The organism is Ruegeria sp. BB5, from assembly GCF_056539405.1.
In genome coordinates this window covers 70,800-91,067 of sequence record NZ_JBQFUX010000010.1, presented here as the reverse complement: position 1 = coordinate 91,067, position 20,268 = coordinate 70,800, and the positions used below count along the sequence as shown (strand labels likewise).

Genomic DNA, 20,268 nt, shown 5'->3' with positions numbered 1-20,268 from the left:
AAGACCAATGAGCGATTTTCCGACAAAAGCCCGCGTGGTTGTTATCGGTGGCGGTGTGGTGGGAGCCTCCTCGCTGTACCATCTGGCCAAGAAAGGCTGGACCGACTGCGTTCTGCTGGAAAAGAACGAGCTGACCGCAGGCTCGACCTGGCACGCGGCGGGTAACGTGCCGACGTTTTCGACCTCGTGGGCGATCATGAACATGCAGCGGTACTCGACCGAGCTGTATGCGCGGCTGGGTGAAGAAGTCGACTATCCGATGAACTATCATCAGTCCGGCTCGATCCGTTTGGCGCACAGCAAAGAGCGGATGCAGGAGTTTGAGCGTGCCATGTCGATGGGCCTGTACCAAGGCATCCCGATGGAGATGTGGACCCCAGAAGAGGCCAAGGAACGCTATCCCTTCCTTGAAACGCATGATCTTGAGGGCGTGCTGTATGATCCGACCGATGGTGACATTGACCCGGCGCAGTTGACACAGGCGTTGGCCAAGGGTGCCCGCGACATGGGACAAAAGATCATCCGGTTCTGCCCGGCAACCGGCGTGACCCAGCACGACGATGGAACCTGGACCGTACACACTGACAAGGGCGATATCGCCTGTGATTATGTGGTCAACGCTGCTGGATATTACGCGCAGCGCGTGGGTGAGTGGTTCAAGCCTTACGGTGGCCGCACTGTGCCCGCGATGGTCATGAGTCACCAGTACCTGCTGACCGACGAAATCCCCGAGGTTGAAGAATGGTCCAAGGAAAACGGCGGCAAGAAGCTGCCGCTGCTGCGCGACGTGGATATCTCGTACTACCTGCGGCAAGAGAAGCACGGCTTCAACCTTGGCCCGTATGAGCCCAACTGCAAGGGCCACTGGATGAGCGAAGACGACCCGATGCCCGAGGATTTCTCGTTCCAGCTTTGGAATGACGATCTGGATCGGATTGAGGACATCGTCACCGACGCGATGGAGCGGGTGCCGCTGATGGCAACCTCGGGCGTTGGTCGCGTGATCAACGGCCCGATTCCTTACGCGCCGGACGGTCTGCCACTGATTGGCCCAATGCCGGGCGTCAAAAACGCGTTCGAGGCGCACACCTTTACCTTCGGCATCGCGCAAGGCGGTGGTGCAGGCAAAGTGCTGGCCGAATGGATTGTCGATGGTCACACCGAATGGGATATGTGGGCCGTCGATCCGCGCCGCTATACCGATTACACCGATCAGGATTACTGCAACCAGAAAGGGCTTGAGGTCTATGGCAACGAATACGCCATGCACTATCCCCAACACGAATGGCCGGCCGCACGCGACAAGAAACTGTCGCCGGTCCACGCCAAGGTGAAGGAACTGGGCGGCGTCATGGGAGTATATAACGGTTGGGAACGGGCCAATTGGTTCGCACAACCCGGCGATGACACCTCGCTTGAAGCCACCCATACCTGGGGCCGCTCGGGCCCGTGGGAGCAGCGCGTCAAAGAAGAATGCGAGGCTGTACGCGACCATTGCGGTGTGTTGGATCTGCCGGGCTTTTCGCGCTTTATAGTCAAAGGCGAGGGCGCGGCCGAGGCGTTGCGCCGGTTGGTCGCGGGTGGTCTGCCCAAGGTCGGCCGCATCAATCTGGTTTATATCTCGGACGATCGGGGCCGGATCCTGACTGAGATGTCCTGCCTGCGATTGGGCGAGGATGAGTTCGTCATGATAACGGCCGCAACGGCGCAATGGCATGACCGCGATATTCTGGTGAATGCGATGCCTGCTGGTGTTTCGGTCGAGGATGTCACCACCACACGCGATACACTGATCGTCACCGGCCCGAAATCGCGGGATATCCTGTCGGGTTTGACGGATGCCGATCTGACCACAGGTTGGCTGACCCACCAAGCGGCCACCGTCGCCGGGCAACCCGCCTATTTGATCCGCGTGTCCTTTGCCGGCGAGCTGGGCTGGGAAGTGCATGCCCTGAACGAGCATATGCCTGCGATCTATGACGCGATCATTGATGCCGGGGCCAAGCCGTTTGGTATGTATGCCCTGAACTCGCTGCGTATCGAAAAGGGATATCGCGCCTGGAAAGGCGACCTGTCGACCGACTATTCGCTGCTGGAAGGTGGACTGGGGCGGTTCGTCAAGCTGGACAAACCGCAGGACTTCCCCGGCAAGGCCGCGATCCAGAACGAAAAACAGCAGGGCGTGAAGAAATCCTTTGTCACCCTGACTGTGGACGCAGGCGATTGCGACGCACCCTACATGTCTTGCATTTGGCAGAATGGTGAGATCGTTGGCGAAACCACCTCGGGCGCATGGGGCTACCGTGTTGGCAAATCCATTGCGCTGGGTATGATCAAGGCCGAGCTTGCCAACCCCGGCACCGAACTTGAGGTCGAAATTTACGGCCGGAAATGCCGCGCCGTGGTAGAAGAGGATCAACCGCTGTGGGATCCTCAGAACGAGCGGCTGCGCGCCTAACCCCTGTCGGAGGAGCCATGAGCAAGCGATATTCCAAATTGGGGCCCGGTGAGGGTCCCAACTATGACTGGGAAAACGACCATACGTTCGTAAAGGTTTCGGCCCGGGATACGAATGGCGCCTATACGCTCATGGAAGACAATCTGAAGGCCAGCTTCGCGCTTGGCCTTCATCGCCACGATACCCATGCCGAGACCTTCTATTTCTTGGAAGGTGCAGTGGATTTCTATGTCGACGGTGACTGGCATCGATGCGGTCCGGGTACCACGATGCATGTCCCGCCAGGGGTTCCGCATGCTTGTCGCGTGGCCGATGGGGCACCGGCGCGGATGCTGATGATTTTTCAGCCTTCGGGGTTTGACGGTTTCCTTGCAGAACTTTCGACTATGACCAACGCCGATTTCGCTGATGAGGCTAAGATGGCAGCACTAAACGCCCGCTATGACATAATCCCGATGGGTCCCGTTCCGTCGCATCCAGACGATCAGGCATAAAGGCAGTATCTGATGACGACACCCACAGTCATGTCTGGCGTTTATCTGACCCAACACGGCGGACCCGAGGCGTTGGAATGGCGCGACGACCTTCCGGTACCGCAACCGGGTCCGGGGCAGGCGCTGGTTCGGGTGTTGGCCGCCGGGGTGAACAACACGGATATCAATACGCGGGTCGGCTGGTATTCCTCGGATGTGACAGGCGCGACGGATTCTGTTGATCAGGACGTCGATGCCGGAGGTTGGGGCGGTGCGCTGCAGTTTCCACGCATTCAGGGTGGTGATCTGTGTGGTGTCGTTGAACAAGTGGGTTCAGGGGTGGCGTTCCAACCGGGCCAACGCGTGACCTGCCCGATCAACCTGCCCCGCCCCAGACCCGGTCACCCGACCGGTTTCGTTGCGCTGGGCTCGGAGTTGGACGGCGCATTTGCGCAATACTGTCTGGTTGAGGCGGATGATCTGTATGACGTCAGCGCCTCGCCCCTGTCTGACGTGGAAATCGCCGCCATCCCCTGCGCCTTTGGCACGGCCGAGAACCTGCTGGCCCGCGCAGGTGTGACCTCGGGGCAAAAGGTGCTGATCACCGGCGCGTCAGGTGGCGTCGGTCTGGCGGCCGTACAGTTGGCGGTGTTGCGGGGGGCAACCGTCTGGGGCGTGACCAGCCTGTCCAAGGCCGAAGTGGTCAAATTGCAGGGCGCCGCGGATACGTTCGACCGTGATGCGGCACTGCCAGCCGATATGTTCGACGTGGTGATCGACGTTGTGGGCGGCCCGGCATGGCCCGGCCTGATCCTGGCGTTGAAACCGGGTGGCCACTACGCGGTTTCAGGTGCCATCGCCGGCCCGATCGTAAAGGCCGACCTGCGAGATATCTATTTGCGCGACATCACCATTCACGGCTGTACGCATCAGGCGTTCGAGGTGTTCGGACGGCTGGTTGAGATGATCAATGGCGGACGCATCATGCCCTTGATCGCAAAGACTTATCCGCTAAAGGACATCGCAACCGCGCAGGCTGATTTTCAATCCAAGGCGTTTGCGGGCAAACTTGTGCTGATTCCCTGAATAGGATGAGATATGGCGGATATCACTCTTCTGGATGGCTCAATCGGACAGGAACTGGTCAAGCGCAGCGGGGACCGGGCCACGCCACTGTGGTCGACGCGGGTGATGATCGACTATCCCGAACTGGTGGGTGACATACATGACGACTACTTTCGTCGTGGTGCGACTGTCGCCACCACAAACACCTATGCCGTCCACCGCTCGCGTCTGGTGCGCGTGGGGATGGAGGATCAGGTCGCAAACCTGATCGACACTGCCCTGACCCAGGCCGAGCGGGCCCGTGAAGGAACCAGAGGGCGGATTGCCGGATCGCTAGGGCCGCTATTGGCTTCGTACCGACCCGACCTGAACCCTGACCCGACAGATGCGGCGAATAAGTTTCGGGAGCTAGTGTCGCTGATGGCCACGCGCGTTGATCTTTTCCTGATTGAAACGGTGTGTTCGGTGCGGGAAGCCCAAGGCGCTTTGCGCGGGACAGAGGGCTGCGGCAAACCTGTCTGGTTGGGGCTGTCGGTGATGGATGAGGACGGAACCCGCCTACGCTCGGGCGAGCCGTTGAGGGATATCGAACCGGTTGTGGCACGCTTTGCGCCCGACGCCATCTTGATCAACTGTTCGCGTCCCGAGGCGATTCCCGCGGCGCTGCCGATCATTGCGCAGATGGGCCGCCCGTTCGGGGCCTATGCCAACGGGTTCACCGGAATATCAGAAGGATTTCTGAAAGACGCACCCACAGTCGATGCATTGGAACAACGTCAGGATCTTGGACCTGATGCCTATGCCGATCACGCCATGGCCTGGGTGGCGCAGGGGGCGACGATTGTGGGTGGCTGTTGCGAAGTTGGCCCGGATCACATCGAAACGCTGGCCGGCCGGCTGCGCGCAGCCGGCCACCGGATTGTCTGAGGAAAAGGCGATGCGGACACGTTTGGACAATTTACCGCAGACACAGCAGCACTTCGATATCCTTGTGGCACCCGGCTATGTGTTGTTGGAACTGGCCTCGCTGGTTGAAGTTCTGCGACTGGCCAACCGCGTCTGTCCGACCCCTCCGTTCACCTATGCCTATCGGTCACTGAAAGGCGGCCCGATTTCCAGCAGCAGCGAGGCGATGGTTCAAACTGATCCTGTCCCGGCGCAGCCCAAGGCGGATTACCTGTTCGTGATCGGCAATTCTGACCCGGATCACCCCGACCTTTCGCTGGGGCGTGTCGTGTCGAGCTATACGTTCCGCGGGGCCAAGGTGTTCCTTCTGGCCGAGGCCGCCAGCCGCTATATCAACGAACACGGCACGGGCGACATGGCGACCCATTGGGAGAACGCCTCGTTCCTGCGTGAGCGCGGCGCCCGGTTCGAGGCCAAGCTGTCCATTGCCACCGAACAGGGCGCGGTGGTGACCTGTGCCGGGATGGAGGCGACAACAGATGTGGCGCTGGCGGTGATCGGTCGCCATATCTCGGGACCTGCCAAGATGACGGTGGCCGATATCATGCTGCATGAAAACATCCGCGATTTTTCATCAATGCAGCCGTTTTCCGGGGCGAAACTGACCGCGACGGGCGACGCCAGACTGGATCAGTGCATCAAGCTGATGCAGGCCAACATTGAAGACCCGATGCCAATCCATCAGATCGTCGAGTCGCTGCACCTGTCGAACCGGTCGCTAGAGCGGAAGTTCAAAACCTTTTTCGGTACCACGCCCAATGGATTCTATCGTGAAATGCGACTGGCCAAGGCAAATAACCTGCTGCTGAACACCACAATGAGCGTTCGTGAAATCGGGCTTGCCTGCGGCTTTCCCAACGGTTTTTCCTCGGTCTACAAAAGCTTCTTCGGGGTTACGCCCTTTGTTGTGCGGCGGGAAAAACGGGCCGCGATACAACGGTGAAAATCGCCAATACAGTGACGGTTTTGGCGCATTTATTGTCGATCTTCCGTGGCATTTTGGCGCAAACCTGACACATCGGAGATTCTCAGGATGGTTGATCTTCCCAGCAAGGCCAAAGTGGTCATCATCGGCGGCGGCGTCATCGGATGCTCGGTCGCTTATCATTTGACCAAGAAGGGCTGGAATGACGTTGTGCTGCTGGAGCGCAAGCAACTGACCAGCGGCACCACATGGCATGCCGCCGGTCTGATCGCGCAGCTGCGCGCCACGGCGAACATGACCAAGTTGGCGAAATACAGTCAGGAGCTTTACGGCTCGCTTGAGGAAGAGACCGGTGTGGCCACCGGTTTCAAACGCTGCGGGTCGATCACCGTGGCGTTGACCGAAGAGCGCAAGGAAGAAATCTATCGCCAGGCCGCCATGGCTCGCGCTTTTGGGGTGGAAGTCGAAGAGATTTCCAACGAACGCGTTCAGGAACTGTATCCGCATATCAACCTCGAAGGTGTGACGGGCGCGGTTTACCTGCCGCTGGACGGGCAGGGCGATCCGGCGAACATTGCGCTGGCTTTGGCCAAGGGCGCACGCCAACGCGGTGCGGTTGTCAAAGAGCGGGTGAAGGTTGCCGATATCGTCAAGCAGGGCCGCAAGGTGACCGGTGTCGATTGGGTTGCGGATGACGGCAGTGCCTCGGGTCATATCGAATGTGACATGGTGGTGAACTGTGCGGGAATGTGGGGGCATGAGGTCGGTCGCATGGCGGGCGTCAATGTTCCGCTGCACGCGTGCGAACACTTCTATATCGTCACCGAGAGTATTGACGGGTTGACCCAGTTGCCGGTGCTGCGGGTGCCGGATGAATGCGCCTATTACAAGGAAGATGCAGGAAAAATCCTGCTAGGGGCCTTTGAGCCCAACGCCAAGCCTTGGGCGATGAACGGCATCCCTGACACGTTCGAGTTTGACCAGCTGCCTGAAGATTTTGATCACTTCGAACCGATCCTCGAAGCTGCCTGTGAACGGATGCCGATGTTGGCCGAGGCCGGTATCCATACCTTCTTTAACGGACCGGAGTCTTTCACACCCGATGATGCATACCATCTGGGCCTCGCGCCCGAGATGGACAATGTCTGGGTTGCCGCGGGGTTCAACTCGATCGGTATCCAGTCCGCCGGTGGCGCGGGTATGGCGCTGGCTGAATGGATGGATACGGGCGAGAAGCCGTTTGATCTGGGCGATGTGGACATCAGCCGGATGCAACCTTTCCAGGGCAATAAGCAGTATCTGTTTGAACGCTCTAAGGAAACGCTGGGCCTGCTTTATGCCGACCACTATCCCTATCGCCAGAAGGCCTCCGCGCGGGGTGTGCGGCGGACCCCGTTCCACCATCATCTGCTGGAACAGGGCGCCGTGATGGGCGAATTGGCTGGTTGGGAGCGCGCCAACTGGTTTGCCAATGAAGGGCAAGAGCGAGAATACCATTACAGCTGGAAGCGCCAGAACTGGTTCGAGAACTCGGCCACCGAACACCACGCCGTGCGTGAGAATGTGGGCATGTACGATATGTCCTCGTTCGGTAAAATCCGCGTCGAAGGACCGGATGCTGAGAAGTTCATGAACTATGTCGGCGGCGGCGACTATTCGGTGCCGAATGGCAAGATCGTCTATACTCAGTTTTTGAACCGTACCGGCGGGATTGAGGCGGACGTGACCGTCACCCGCCTGACGGAAACTTCCTATCTGGTGGTCACTCCGGCGGCGACCCGTCTGGCGGACCAGACCTGGATGATGCGTCACGCAGGTAACTTCAACGTGGTCATCACCGATGTCACCGCGGGCGAGGGCGTTCTGGCCGTTATGGGCCCGAATGCGCGCGCGCTGCTTGAAAAGGTCTCGCCAAGCGACTTCTCGAACGCAATCAACCCGTTTGGCACCGCGCAAGAGATTGAGATCGGGATGGGTCTGGCCCGCGCGCATCGCGTGACCTATGTGGGTGAGCTTGGTTGGGAAATCTATGTTTCATCCGACATGGCAGGGCACGTGTTTGAAACCATGCATGAGGCCGGGCAGGACATGGGTCTGAAACTGTGTGGCATGCATATGATGGACAGCTGCCGGATCGAGAAGGGCTTCCGCCATTTCGGCCATGACATCACCTGTGAGGATCACGTGGTCGATGCGGGCCTGGGCTTTGCCGTGAAGGTCGACAAGGGCAGCGACTTTATCGGCCGCGAGGCGGTGATTGCGCGCAAGGAAAACGGGCCCAAAAATCGCCTGGTCCAGTTCAAACTGACCGACGCCGAACCTCTGCTGTTCCACAACGAACCGATCATCCGGGATGGCGAATATGTGGGTTATCTGAGTTCGGGCAACTATGGCCACACGCTGGGCGGTGCAATTGGTCTGGGCTATGTCCCGTGTGAGGGTGAGAAGGCAGCAGATGTGCTGGCCTCGACTTATGAGATCGACGTGTGCGGCGTGAAGGTCAAGGCAGAGGCATCGCTAAAGCCGATGTACGACCCGAAATCCGAACGCGTTAAAGTGTAGTCAAAAAGTCGGGGCGCTGTGGCGCCCCGCTCAATTTTGGTGCCTGCCTGTATTGGCACGACGTATCAGATTTCCTGATGACCCTCTTCACAGTTTTCGCGGTTTCCAAGCTAGTCTGATTTGCCGTAGAGAAATACGGTATCAGTCGGAGACCCGCCGTGGCAGACGCCCCCTTACCATCGAACAATGCAGACACGCCCAAAGGGCTTGCGCTGGCTGTGACGGCCTATGTCCTGTGGGGATTTTTGCCCCTGTATATGAAGGCACTGTCGCACGTTGGCCCGGTTGAGATTGTTGCGCATCGCGTCATCTGGTCGGTGCCTGTGGCCGGGTTGTTGCTTGTGGCGCTGGGGCGTACGCGGGATCTGAAGGCGGCGCTGGTAAACCCAAAGATGTTAGGGATGGCTTGCCTGACGGCAGCGCTGATCTCGGTGAATTGGGCAATCTATGTCTGGTCGATTGCCAATGACCGGGCTTTGGATGCTGCGCTGGGATATTACATCAATCCGTTGTTCAGCATTGCGCTGGGCGCGGTTCTGCTGCGCGAGCCGTTGACGAAAACGCAGCTGATGGCAGTGGCGATTGCGGCCCTTGGAGTGCTGGCTTTGATCATCGAAGCGGGTAGCCTGCCGTGGCCAGCACTGGGGTTGATGGTAACGTGGGGATTTTATGCCTTTTTCAAGCGATCACTGCCCATTGGCCCCAACCAAGGCTTTTTGCTTGAGGTCCTGATCCTGCTGATCCCGGCGTTGATGTACGTCACGTGGTTGGGTGTGAAAGGTGCTGGCAATTTTGGGGTGGGTGCATCGGACACCTTGCTGCTGGCTGCGGCCGGGGTGGTGACGGCGGTGCCCCTGCTGGTTTATGCCAATGGGGCCAAGCTGGTACGGTTGTCGACCATGGGTATTCTGCAATATATCGCTCCGACCATGATTTTTATCACCGCCATTACCGTGTTTGGTGAACAGATTGACCGAGGACGCATGATTGCATTTCCTCTGATCTGGACGGCTCTGGTGGTGTATTCGATTCCGATGATCCGGCAGATGCGGGCTCAGGCTTGACGTAGCAGACGGGCCGCCTCTTCGGCCCAGATCGCATAGGTTTTTGGACTTGGGTGATATCCGTCCGGCGCGACCAGTGCCGGATCGTCGGCCAGATCCATCGCCAGATACCGCGCCTGCGCGAAGCTGGCCGTAACATGCCGTAGGCCCTGATCCAACCGTCTTGCCTGACGGCCTAAGACCCAGGCCAGCGGCTGCGGCAGGGCAGGGAACCGGTTCATCTGCGGTACCGCTGTGACGGCCAATCGTTTTACGCCCAGAGGGCCGGTCAAAAGCTTCAACAATTGGGTCTGGCGGTCCACGAAGCGCTTGTACGTCACGCCGCGCGTCACGTCATTTACACCGAGCGCTGTCACTGCCATGTCGAACTGGCCGCTCACGCCGCGCAATCGGTCAATCGTATCCTGAGTTGTGTGTCCAGTGGTGGCCTCAAGCCGCCATTCGACCGTGTAGTGACTGGCCAGTCGGGACACAAGATGCCCGGACAGCGCTTGCGCCTGCGTCCCCGCACCGACCCCGGCGGCCGAGCTGTCGCCCGTGATCAGCAACCGCAACCGGGGCCCACGCCCTTCGCGCCCTTCGCGCGGGCCAATTGGTTCCGGCAGCAATTGGGCGTTGCGGCGCACCGACAGGCCCTGCATCGCCAGAACCGGCAGTAAAGGCACGCGCAACAGCTGATCCGGGGCAAAAGGCATGGTCAGTTGAGCGCGTTCTTGAATTCTAGGAACCGCGCATCGGTCATGATCCGCGCCATCATCGCCTCGCGCAGGGCACCGATGGTTTTGTGGGGGCGCATGACGACCTCGAATTCCTGGATCAGCCCATCATCGTTCAGGGTGATCAGATCGACACCCACCGCATCCAGGTCACCGACCTTGCACTGAAACTCCAACGCCCAATCCTTGCCCGCACCCATCACACGGCGATAGCGGAAGTCCGAGAACACTTGCCCCACGTGCCCCAGTACCGCCGCCACCGGTGCGCGCCCTGTCCAGGTGCTGTAATAGGTGGGCGGTGAAAACCGCACATCCTCGGCCAGCAACTCGTGGATCAGGCTTTCATCGCCCTTGGCCACCACTTCTTGCATGTGTTTGATCGTGGGGTGCATGGTCTCTCCTTCCGTATTGGAGCGAGAGTTGCTGAACCGTTCCGTTCAGGCAAGCGCGACGTTGCGGGAGGTCGCGCGCTGCGATAGGCAGACGCGCATGAGCGAGACCTATGATCCCCCGATGACCCCCTTGGACGTGTTGCACGAGGATGCGCAGCTAATTGTGGTGAACAAGCCCTCGGGCTTATTGTCCGTGCCGGGGCGGGGCGAGCATCTGGCCGATTGCTTGCTGACGCGGGTTCAGGCGACGTTTCCGCAAGCGCTGTTGGTGCATCGGCTGGATCGGGACACTTCCGGCGTCATGGTCTTTGCTCAGACACCCCACGCTCAGCGGCATCTGAGCATGCAGTTCGAAAATCGTCAGACCCGCAAGACCTATGTGGCGCGCGTCTGGGGGCGGGTCGAGGACAAGACCGGAACCGTCGATCTGCCGCTGATCGTGGACTGGCCCAACCGCCCGCTTCAGATGGTGTGTCATGAGACCGGCAAAGCGGCCGTCACCGACTGGCGCGTGGTCAAGCATGAAGGCGAAACAACCCGCATGCGGTTGTTTCCAAAGACCGGTCGGTCGCACCAACTTCGGGTACATATGCAGGCGCTGGGTCACCCGATCCTGGGTGACCCGTTCTATGCCGAAGGTGCGGCGCGGCAATTCCCGCGCCTGATGCTGCATTCCGAAGAGCTACGCCTGAAAAGCCCCGAAGGCGGGGTTGCAATGAAGTTTCGCGCCAAGGCGGATTTCTGATCCTAAGCCGTGCTGGTCCAAAACAGTTTCAGATTGCCCAGTGAAAACCGCTTCGCTCGTTTCTTAGGGACGCAAGGTCGGCGAGCGGCCATGATTTCGCGTTCGATCTCAAAGGCACGCAGGGTGTGATCCTGTGCCCAGCGGTCCAATTTCAGGGTCATCATCACGTGATTGTCGCGGCTTGGCATGGGAATTCTCCTTTCAACTGATCCCAAGTCTGGCCCATCACTCCTGACACCACCCTGTCAGGGGGGTGTGCTAGTGTGTCAGCAGATCAATCGGAGACCCCCATGCGCCGTTCGACACGCCTGTTTGAAATCATCCAGATTTTGCGTTCAGCCGAAACGCCGGTGACGGCCGAGATGTTGGCAGAAAAGTTGGAGGTGTCCGCGCGCACCGTCTATCGTGACATTGCGGCCCTTCAGGCGCAACGTACCCCGATCGAGGGAGAGGCTGGTGTCGGCTATCTGATGCGGCGCGGCTATGACCTGCCACCGCTGAATTTCGATGCCGAAGAGGTCGAGGCCTTGTGGGTCGGCCTGTCGATGCTGGCACGGACCGGGGATAGCACGCTGCAGCAGGCCGCCGACCGGGTGTGTCGCAAGATCGAGGCTTTGCGCGTGCCGACAGACTGGTTGCAGGTTGCCCCATGGGGCGCGCCGATGGATGATCCTGAAAAGGGTTGCGTACCGGTTGTGAACTATCGCGAGGCCATACGGAACGAGCGCAAAATCCGCATCACCTATGTCAACGCCAACGAAGATCGGACCGAACGGATCGTCCGGCCCGTTGCGCTGATCTATCATATCGAATGCACCATGCTGGCCGCGTGGTGCGAGTTGCGGAACGGGTTCCGCCACTTCCGTACCGACCGTATCTGGGCCTGCGAGTTGATTGACGATCACTTTTGCGGGCAGGGTGAGCCGTTGCGCGCGATCTGGCAGGAACAGAGTCACTGGGATGTCCCCACAGGTACGTCGTAATTGGCAGGTATTTGCCGATTTCACTTGATTGTTGCTTGAGCCCACCTGCGGGCAACGCGATATACTGCTTCAAACAATACGCGCCCGAAGAACGGGCGCCGGAGCAGAAGGTGATATCATGACGATTTCCAAATTTGTTTTGTCCGCCGGGCTATCCTCGGCTCTGGTCTTGGCGGCCTGTACGGACCCTGGCACGCTGAACCTGCCATCCGACCCCAATCAGAACACCAGACAAGGTGCGATTCTGGGCGGTCTGGTCGGGGCCGGAGTTGGCGCCATTGCAAACGACTCGGATCCGCTGTTGGGCGCGCTGGCAGGTGGTGCCATCGGTGCTGCAGGTGGTGGTCTGGTCGGCAACCAACTGGACAAGCAGGCGGCGGAACTGCGTCAGCAGCTGGCCAATCAGGGCATCACCGTCACCAATGCCGGAGATCGCCTGATCGTCACCGTGCCGAATGATATCAGCTTTGACACTGACAGCGCGACCGTGCGCCCGGCGCTGCGCGCCGATCTGGTGCGGGTAGGGCAGAACCTGACGCGGTATCCGAACTCGAACATTCAGGTCATCGGCCATACCGACAGCGATGGCGAGGCGTCCTATAATCAGGCCCTGTCCGAACGCCGTGCACGGTCCGTAGCAGATATTCTGCAGGCCAATGGGGTGAGCAGCGCCCGTCTCACGACTATCGGGCTGGGGGAAAACCGCCCCGCTGCGTCGAACCTGACGCCCGAAGGCAAGGCCCGCAACCGCCGGGTTGATATCGAGATTGTCCCCAGCGGCCAAACCTGATGAAAAGGGGCACCTGCGGGTGCCCCTTTTTCGCACATTGACTGCGCGTCACATGGGCTTTGGTGCGCGCGTGCTTTGGGCTAGCTATTGGGAAACCCAAACCGGAGTTCCCCAATGTCCGCACCAATCCTTCTGAGCCTGTCCGGTTCGCTGCGTCAAAGCGCCACCAACCGCAAACTTCTGCGCGAGGCGGCGCGGCTGTTCGACCCCGGCACCCATATCGAAGCCGACCTGAACCTGCCGCTCTATGATGGTGATCTGGAGGATGGTGAAGGCATTCCCGCGCCTGTTCAAACTCTGGCCGATCAGATCGCGCAGGCGCATGCGGTGATCATTTCCACACCCGAATACAACAAAGGCCCGTCAGGCGTGCTGAAAAACGCGCTGGACTGGGTCAGCCGAACCGAGGGCCGCCCCTGGGCTGACAAGCCAGTCGCCGTGATGTCTGCGGCGGCGGGTCGTGCCGGGGGTGAGCGCGCGCAGATGGTGTTGCGTGGCTATATGGTGCCGTTCCAGCCGCGCATCCTGCAAGGGCCGGAAATTCATCTGGCCAACAGTTCAAACGAGTTTGATGAGAATGGAAAACTGACCAGCGACCGCTATGAAAGCAGCTTGCGGACCCTGATGGAGAAGCTGCGGGCCGAGGCGGGGTTCTAACGCTTGTTCACACAGGTCGGGCTGCCTAATCTACGGCCATGGCAGAGGAAATTCAGACCGATTTGATCGACCCGACCCGCGCCGCAGCATTTCAGGTGGCGCTGGGGCAGGAGGGGACGGTGACCGACGGAACGCCGGTGCCACCGTTTTTTCATCAGCTCTATTTCTGGTCGCCTCGCCCGCCGTCCGAATTGGGTCGTGATGGTCACCCCAAGGTTGGCGGGCTGATCCCCGACATGGGGTTGCCGCGCCGGATGTGGGCTGGGGGACGCTTGGAATTCAATGCGCCCTTGATCGCAGGCCGTAGCGCAATGCGTCGGTCGACCTGCGATAGTTCAGCTTCGAAAAACGGGCGCAGCGGGCCGCTGGGATTTGTGACTTTACGGCATGAAATCTGGCAGGGGGATACCCATTGTCTGACCGAATGGCAGGATCTGGTGTACCGTCAGGACCCTTCGCCAGATCCGGTCAAGCCCGCCCCACCCACGGCGCGCACCGATGAAACCGACCGGCACGAGGTCACGTTCGATTCCACCTTGCTGTTTCGCTATTCGGCGCTGACCTTCAATGGCCACCGCATCCATTACGATCTGGATTATGCCCGCGATGTCGAAGGTTATGCCGGGCTGGTCGTGCATGGCCCGCTGCTGGCGCAGCTGCTGATGTTGTTTGCCGAAGAATTGATGGGGCCTTTGGCGCGGTTCTCATTCCGTGCAACCGCGCCGTTGATTCATTTTGAAACCGCGACCTTGTGCCGGGAAGGGCAAACCCTGTGGGTGAGCGGCCCCGATGGGCGGCAATGTATGATCGCCGAAGCTGTTGCCCGGTCAGAGTGAGGCTTCGGGCAGGAAATCGTCGGGGATGTTATCGCGTCCGTCCAGAACCAGATCGGCCATGGCCTCGGCCACTTTGGGTGCCATGCCAAAGCCGATCTTGAAGCCTCCATTGGCGATGAACTGCCCCTGATGTAGCGGGTGTTCTCCCAGCATCGGTGCACGACTTTTGCTGCGGGGGCGCACACCGGCCCAGCGGTCGATGACCTCTGCCCCATGCAATACAGGCACCGCGCGGGTGGCGCGATCCAGCACATCATCCAGCGCGGCATCCGTACTGGCCGGGTCATCATATTCGCGTTCCGAGGTCGAGCCGATCGCCAGTGTGCCATCCGCATGGGGGACGATATGGATCGCATCCGCAAACAGCTGTGGCACTTCCCCAGCATCGAACCGCAACAGCGCAGCCTGTCCCTTGACGCCATTGCCGACGGTTTTGCCGAAGGCTTGGCTAAGTTCCAGTAATCCGGCCAGACCAGTGGCATGGACAACCTGCCCCTTGTTCGGCGCGTCTGTCACCACCTTGACACCCATCACCGCAAGCGCAGAAACCAGCGCAGCGCAGGCGCGGCGGGGGTGCATCCGGGCACTTAGCGTATCGTGGATCACGAAACCGGTTGGGCTGGGTGGGCACCATGACCCAAGCGTATCAGTCGCAACAACACGCCATTCGGCGTGACCCTGCCACAGCTTGTCCGCCGTAGCCGCGCGGGCATGGGCAAGCTCCAATGTGCGGGCGTCAGTGACAGGCTGCAACCGGCCCAGACGCGCATACCCGGCGGAAACCCCGCCGGTGGCTTCGACCTGTTTCCAGAAGGGTTCGGCCAGGATCAGGCTGTCGAATTGAAAGGCCTTCTTGGCGTTCCAGTTTTCGGGCACATGCGGGGCCAACGCGCCGATCAAACCACCGCTGGAGCCTGATCCGGGACCGAACGGATCGACAACCTGAACCTTGGCGCCGCGCCGGGCGCAGGTCCAGGCAATGGACAGGCCAAAGATGCCCGCGCCACGCACCGTTACATCGACCATTGCCATTCCCCTTATCCTTGTTCAGTGTCGCGCCGCTTAGCTACAGGATTCCCCGATGGCAGACCAGCGCGCCGAACTGACATGGACCGAGGATCAGATCCCGGTCTCGGACCGTTTCGACGATCCTTATTATTCGTTGCAGAACGGGTTGGAGGAAACGCGGCATGTCTTTCTGGCGGGTAATGATCTGCCCGCGCGATTTGCGCCGGGGTTTCGTATCGCTGAGCTGGGTTTTGGCACGGGTCTAAACATGCTGACTGTGTGGTCCGAATGGGAGAAATCTGGCCAAACCACGCCCCTGACCTTCACCAGTTTCGAAGCCTTTCCGATGACGCCCGAGGACATGTCCCGCGCAATGGCATCGTTCCCCGAATTGACACCGTGGAGCGACCGTTTTCTGGCGCAGTGGCAGAGTGGCGGGTGCGATCTGGGGACCCTGCGCCTTGAAGTGATCGAGGGCGACGCTCGTCAGACATTGCCTGACTGGGCTGGTCGGGCAGATGCATGGTTTCTGGACGGGTTTTCCCCGGCAAAGAACCCTGAATTGTGGGGGGCTGATCTGATGCAGCAGGTGGCGGATCATACGGCAGCCGAGGGCACGGCAGCCACCTACACTGCCGCCGGATTTGTGCGGCGCGGGCTGGAAGAGGCGGGCTTTACCGTCGCCCGAACCCCCGGCTATGGCCGCAAGCGCCATATGACCCGGGCGCGCAAGCCATGACGCAGCAGAATAACGTGCGGGCCGGAATTGGCCTGATGATCGCGGCCACCATCGTGTTTGCCTTGCAGGACGGTATCTCGCGCCATCTGGCCGGGACCTACAACACCTACATGGTTGTGATGATCCGCTACTGGTTCTTCGCCGCGTTTGTCATTGCGCTGGCAGCGCGCGCGCCGGGCGGGTTACGGGCCGCAGCGCAGACGAGCCAGCTTGGGCTACAGGTGTTTCGTGGCGTCTTGCTGGCGGCAGAGATCTGCGTGGCCGTGTTTGCGTTCACCGTTCTTGGCCTGATCGACACGATGGCTGTGTTTATCTGTTATCCATTGCTGGTCGCAGCCTTAAGCGGACCGGTACTTGGTGAGAAAGTAGGTTGGAGACGCTGGTCCGCTATTGGTGTCGGTTGCATCGGAGTGCTGATTATCCTGCAACCCGGGGTCGGGGTGTTCAACCCGTGGGCCATCGTTCCGCTCATATCCGCGCTGATGTTTGCACTCTATGGTCTACTGACCCGGTTCGCTGCCCGTAAGGACAGTGCGGCCACTAGCTTTTTCTGGACTGGAATTGCGGGCGCTGTTGCGATGACTTCGGTGGGAATGTGGTTCTGGGAACCGATGGCCCGCCCGGACTGGGTCTGGATGGCGGTGTTGTGTGTCAGCGGCGTGTTAGGCCACTGGCTGCTGATCAAATGCTATGAGATGGCCGAGGCCAGCGCGGTGCAGCCCTTTGCCTATTTCCACCTGGTCTGGGGTACGATTTTGGGCATCACGGTCTTTGGCGAGGCGCTGCGGCCAGAGGTCGTTCTGGGCGCAGCTCTGGTCGTGGCGGCGGGTCTGTTCACCCTATGGCGCGAACGCCGCCAGGGTTGAGCCGACCAATTCCTGCGAGAAGGGGATCGGCAGAGCGGGCTGGCCCAGGCGCGCGCGATAGACCGGCAGGCTTTCGGCCACACGCATCACATAGTTGCGTGTCTCGCTGAACGGGATTGTCTCGATCCAGTCGACCACGTCAATCTCACCGGCGCGGGGATCGCCATATCGATCCATCCACGATATCGGACGGCGCGGCCCGGCATTATAGCCTGCGGCCATCATCACCACATTGCCGTTGAAATCCTCTGCCAGCCCAGACAGGTAATTGGCGCCCAGCTTGGCGTTGTATTGCCAGTCCGAGGTCAGCTTGATTGTCTTATGACCGCTGAGAATGCCCAGCTCCTTAGCTACCAGCTGTGCGGTGGCGGGCATCACCTGCATCAGCCCGCGCGCGCCCGCACCGCTGATCACAACCGGATCGAACTCGCTTTCGCGACGGGCGATGGCCAAGGTCATCTCTTTCGCCATGGGCAGGCCCATATCGGCCACCGGATGCACCGGGTAATAGGCGGCGGGTAGAACAACGCCCGTTTTCGCCGCCCGTTTGGCGATCATCACCGCCAGATGCGGTTCCTTGAGTTCGATCACCAGATCGCCCAATTGCGTCGCCTGCACCTGATCCAGTTCTTCTACCAGATGGGTTAGGAAGCGTTCGGACAGGTTATCTTCGCCCGCACGCAACAGCAGCAGCCCGGCTTCCAACACGCTGGAGTCGGCAAACTCGGCCTGTTTCCAATGCGGCGCGCGGCGAGGGTTGGCCAATTCGCTGTCAAACGGTCGCCCAATGCGTTCAGCCGCCAACAGGCCATAGAACGACGTCTGGTAATCCGCGCCCATCGCATAAGCTTCATAGGCTTTGTCGGCATCGCCTTGCGCGCTATAGGCCCGACCTAGCCAGTATCCGCCGCGCCCTTTTGAGATCGGAGACTGCACCGCGCCTGAAAAGTTCTGGAAATGCCGCACGGCCGTGGCCGGATCGTTCAGCTTGCGCAGGGCCAAGAACCCCGCCAGCCATTCCAGATCGGCATAGGCATAGCCCATTTCCGGCGTCATGTGATGGTTCGCAGCGATCTGATAGGCGCGATTCACGTCGCCATTGCGCATCTCAAGCCGGGCCAGACGGCGGCGGCCCTCGGCCCATTTGTCAGGTTCACCCAGCGCCTCAGGCCCGGTCGAGCGTGCCAACATCAGGTCAATTGCGCTGTCGTCCAGCTCTTTCCGGTCGCGCCAGACAAAACGGTCAAAGGCCAACCCAGGCGCGTCGGCCAGGGATTTTGGAACGGCTGCAACCTTGCCATCGACACCGGGTTGGCGTTTTTGCAAGGCAATCCGCGCTTCGGCCAGCTTGCGCTGATCGGCACTGACCAAGGGCAGCATCTGCCCCGCGCTGACCAGATGGTTGTCCCACAGCATCCGGTCCAGCCGCGCCGCGTGGTGGGGTTTCAGCAGCTTGCTGAAATTCTCAAGGTAATTCTTCTGCAGACCCTTACCCATCGGCATGGTGCGCCATGCAGCCACAATGTCAGCCTCGGCATCACCTTCGCGCCCTTTGGCCATCAAGGCGACAGCATAGTTCAGCGCCCCTTCGGCGGTTTGCGGCGGTACGTCGGCGTAGAATTTCAAGACCCGATCGGGATCAGCCCCGCTAAAGACCGGCTCGCTTTTGCGCCGCAGCCAGGCCAGACCCGGCCAATCCGGTCGGCGTTCCAGAAACACCAGCACATCGCCAGAGCTGCCATAGCCTTCGCGCAGCCAGTGCCAGACAATGATATCGCGGCTGACCGACCCCCGATTGCCCGAAACCCGCAGGGCGGCATTCCAGTCGCCCTTACGCATTTCGTTCATCCCGGCCCGCAGATCACCGACCGAGTCGGCCTGCGCTTGCCCAATTGACCCAAGAATCATTGCTATCAAAAGCGCTAGAACGCGTGTCATGCCTTGCATTTCCCAACCAACCAAGGATAGAGCCATTCAGGATAAACCTTGTGCCGACGGTATCAACTCACATCGCCATGATTGTGACGATCCTTGGGCACAAAAAACACAAACTGCACACTAAGGAGCGTGTCATGTTCAAAGGCTCAATGCCAGCCCTCGTCACACCGTTTTCAAACGGCGAGTTGGACCTGAAGACGCTCAAACACTTGGTGGAATGGCAGATTCAGGAAGGCTCGACCGGGCTGGTTCCTGTGGGCACCACCGGTGAAAGCCCGACCCTTAGTCATGAAGAGCATGAAACCGTGGTGGAAGAGGTGGTCAAAGCGGCCGCCGGTCGTGTTCCGGTTATCGCCGGGGCGGGGTCGAATAACACGGTTGAGGCAATCCGCTTTGTGCGATTCGCAGAACGGATCGGCGCCGATGCAGCACTGGTGGTGACGCCGTATTACAACAAGCCGACCCAAAAGGGTCTGGTGGCACATTTCCGTGCGCTGCATGATTGCGCCGATATTCCGATCATCATCTACAACATCCCCGGTCGGTCGGTCGTCGACATGACCCCGGCAACCATGGGTGAACTGGCTGAACTGCCGCGCATCGTGGGCGTCAAGGACGCCACTGGTGATCTGGCGCGCGTCAGCCAGCAGCGTGCGGCCTGTGGGCCCGCGTTCTGCCAACTGTCCGGCGAAGACGCGACCGCGCTGGGCTTTAACGCGCATGGCGGTGTTGGCTGCATCTCGGTGACCGCGAATGTCGCACCGAAGCTTTGCGCCGAGTTCCAGCAGGCGACGTTGGCAGGCGATTTTGCCAAGGCGCTGGAATATCAGGATCGCCTGATGCCCCTGCACGAGGCGATTTTCCTCGAGCCGGGTCTGGTCGGGGCAAAATACGCGCTTAGCAAACTGGGTCTGTGCAGTGACGAGGTCCGCTCGCCTCTAACACCGCTGGAAAACAGCACCAAGGCCGCCATTGATGCCGCAATGGCCCATGCCGGTCTGATTTGAGCCCGGCCTGACCGGATGTTTTCACCCGGTTGGCAATCCCTTGGAAAAGATGGATTGGCCTGTCAGGTCAAAAAAGAA

The 20,268-nt window shown here is 60.1% G+C and carries 20 protein-coding genes; 15 read left to right on the top strand and 5 right to left on the bottom strand.

Annotation, left to right across the window (positions count from 1 at the left end; genetic code table 11):
* Positions 1–7 precede the first annotated feature (7 nt).
* The 7 genes from ACR0DL_RS18480 to rarD all read left to right on the top strand — a co-directional run bounded on the left by ACR0DL_RS18480 (position 8) and on the right by rarD (position 9,513).
* A complete protein-coding gene (locus ACR0DL_RS18480; RefSeq protein ID WP_480690669.1) occupies positions 8–2,458 on the top strand; it encodes a GcvT family protein in 2,451 nt (816 codons plus the stop codon).
* A 17-nt stretch (positions 2,459–2,475) separates the two neighbouring features.
* The gene (locus ACR0DL_RS18475) at positions 2,476–2,952 is read left to right on the top strand and encodes a cupin domain-containing protein (protein WP_170398275.1); all 477 of its coding nucleotides are present in this window, start codon (positions 2,476–2,478) and stop codon (positions 2,950–2,952) included.
* Positions 2,953–2,964: 12 nt separating this feature from the next.
* Positions 2,965–4,017, top strand: coding sequence for an alcohol dehydrogenase catalytic domain-containing protein (locus tag ACR0DL_RS18470; RefSeq protein ID WP_480690667.1), 1,053 nt, complete (start codon positions 2,965–2,967; stop codon positions 4,015–4,017).
* Between the two features lie 12 nt (positions 4,018–4,029).
* Positions 4,030–4,923: a homocysteine S-methyltransferase family protein gene (locus ACR0DL_RS18465; RefSeq protein ID WP_480690665.1), complete on the top strand. Its 894-nt coding sequence runs from the start codon at positions 4,030–4,032 to the stop codon at positions 4,921–4,923.
* A gap of 10 nt (positions 4,924–4,933) precedes the next feature.
* Complete coding sequence (locus tag ACR0DL_RS18460) at positions 4,934–5,905, top strand: GlxA family transcriptional regulator (protein WP_170378315.1); 972 nt, start codon at positions 4,934–4,936, stop codon at positions 5,903–5,905.
* A 90-nt stretch (positions 5,906–5,995) separates the two neighbouring features.
* Complete coding sequence (locus ACR0DL_RS18455; RefSeq protein WP_480690663.1) at positions 5,996–8,449, top strand: GcvT family protein; 2,454 nt, start codon at positions 5,996–5,998, stop codon at positions 8,447–8,449.
* 158 nt (positions 8,450–8,607) lie between these two features.
* On the top strand, positions 8,608–9,513 hold the full coding sequence (gene rarD, locus ACR0DL_RS18450; protein WP_170398288.1) for an EamA family transporter RarD: 906 nt from the start codon (positions 8,608–8,610) through the stop codon (positions 9,511–9,513).
* Here the strand turns inward: rarD and ACR0DL_RS18445 are convergent.
* On the bottom strand, positions 9,504–10,178 hold the full coding sequence (locus ACR0DL_RS18445; RefSeq protein ID WP_480690751.1) for an SGNH/GDSL hydrolase family protein: 675 nt from the start codon (positions 10,176–10,178) through the stop codon (positions 9,504–9,506). The two genes, rarD and ACR0DL_RS18445, sit on opposite strands and share 10 nt — an antisense overlap.
* Before the next feature lie 32 nt (positions 10,179–10,210).
* Positions 10,211–10,621, bottom strand: a complete 411-nt coding sequence (locus ACR0DL_RS18440; RefSeq protein WP_170398292.1) for a nuclear transport factor 2 family protein — start codon at positions 10,619–10,621, stop codon at positions 10,211–10,213.
* Between the two features lie 97 nt (positions 10,622–10,718).
* Here ACR0DL_RS18440 and ACR0DL_RS18435 point away from each other — a divergent pair, with 97 nt between their 5' ends.
* On the top strand, positions 10,719–11,366 hold the full coding sequence (locus ACR0DL_RS18435) for an RluA family pseudouridine synthase (protein WP_170362323.1): 648 nt from the start codon (positions 10,719–10,721) through the stop codon (positions 11,364–11,366).
* Positions 11,367–11,368: 2 nt separating this feature from the next.
* Here the strand turns inward: ACR0DL_RS18435 and ACR0DL_RS18430 are convergent, their stop codons facing one another.
* Positions 11,369–11,554, bottom strand: coding sequence for a hypothetical protein (locus ACR0DL_RS18430; protein ID WP_170351020.1), 186 nt, complete (start codon positions 11,552–11,554; stop codon positions 11,369–11,371).
* 102 nt (positions 11,555–11,656) lie between these two features.
* Here ACR0DL_RS18430 and ACR0DL_RS18425 point away from each other — a divergent pair, with 102 nt between their 5' ends.
* From ACR0DL_RS18425 to ACR0DL_RS18410, 4 genes are all read left to right on the top strand, one after another.
* Entirely contained in the window at positions 11,657–12,349 is a 693-nt protein-coding gene (locus ACR0DL_RS18425; RefSeq protein ID WP_480690661.1) for a helix-turn-helix transcriptional regulator, read from the top strand.
* Between the two features lie 118 nt (positions 12,350–12,467).
* The gene (locus ACR0DL_RS18420; protein WP_170351018.1) at positions 12,468–13,139 is read left to right on the top strand and encodes a YiaD family glycine zipper/OmpA-like lipoprotein; all 672 of its coding nucleotides are present in this window, start codon (positions 12,468–12,470) and stop codon (positions 13,137–13,139) included.
* 114 nt (positions 13,140–13,253) lie between these two features.
* Positions 13,254–13,796, top strand: a complete 543-nt coding sequence (locus ACR0DL_RS18415) for an NADPH-dependent FMN reductase (protein ID WP_170506695.1) — start codon at positions 13,254–13,256, stop codon at positions 13,794–13,796.
* A gap of 38 nt (positions 13,797–13,834) precedes the next feature.
* Positions 13,835–14,632, top strand: a complete 798-nt coding sequence (locus ACR0DL_RS18410) for an HTD2 family dehydratase (RefSeq protein WP_480690659.1) — start codon at positions 13,835–13,837, stop codon at positions 14,630–14,632.
* Here ACR0DL_RS18410 and ACR0DL_RS18405 read toward each other — a convergent pair.
* Complete coding sequence (locus tag ACR0DL_RS18405; RefSeq protein ID WP_480690657.1) at positions 14,624–15,664, bottom strand: NAD(P)/FAD-dependent oxidoreductase; 1,041 nt, start codon at positions 15,662–15,664, stop codon at positions 14,624–14,626. The genes ACR0DL_RS18410 and ACR0DL_RS18405 overlap by 9 nt on opposite strands.
* A gap of 49 nt (positions 15,665–15,713) precedes the next feature.
* Here ACR0DL_RS18405 and mnmC2 point away from each other — a divergent pair, with 49 nt between their 5' ends.
* Positions 15,714–16,379, top strand: a complete 666-nt coding sequence (gene mnmC2 / locus ACR0DL_RS18400) for a tRNA (5-methylaminomethyl-2-thiouridine)(34)-methyltransferase MnmC2 (RefSeq protein WP_170351014.1) — start codon at positions 15,714–15,716, stop codon at positions 16,377–16,379.
* A complete protein-coding gene (locus ACR0DL_RS18395; RefSeq protein ID WP_170362317.1) occupies positions 16,376–17,245 on the top strand; it encodes a DMT family transporter in 870 nt (289 codons plus the stop codon). The genes mnmC2 and ACR0DL_RS18395 overlap by 4 nt, the downstream gene beginning before the upstream one ends.
* Here ACR0DL_RS18395 and ACR0DL_RS18390 read toward each other — a convergent pair.
* A complete protein-coding gene (locus ACR0DL_RS18390) occupies positions 17,219–19,183 on the bottom strand; it encodes a lytic transglycosylase domain-containing protein (RefSeq protein ID WP_480690655.1) in 1,965 nt (654 codons plus the stop codon). The two genes, ACR0DL_RS18395 and ACR0DL_RS18390, sit on opposite strands and share 27 nt — an antisense overlap.
* A gap of 134 nt (positions 19,184–19,317) precedes the next feature.
* Here ACR0DL_RS18390 and dapA point away from each other — a divergent pair, with 134 nt between their 5' ends.
* Complete coding sequence (dapA, locus tag ACR0DL_RS18385) at positions 19,318–20,190, top strand: 4-hydroxy-tetrahydrodipicolinate synthase (protein WP_170351012.1); 873 nt, start codon at positions 19,318–19,320, stop codon at positions 20,188–20,190.
* Positions 20,191–20,268 lie beyond the last annotated feature (78 nt).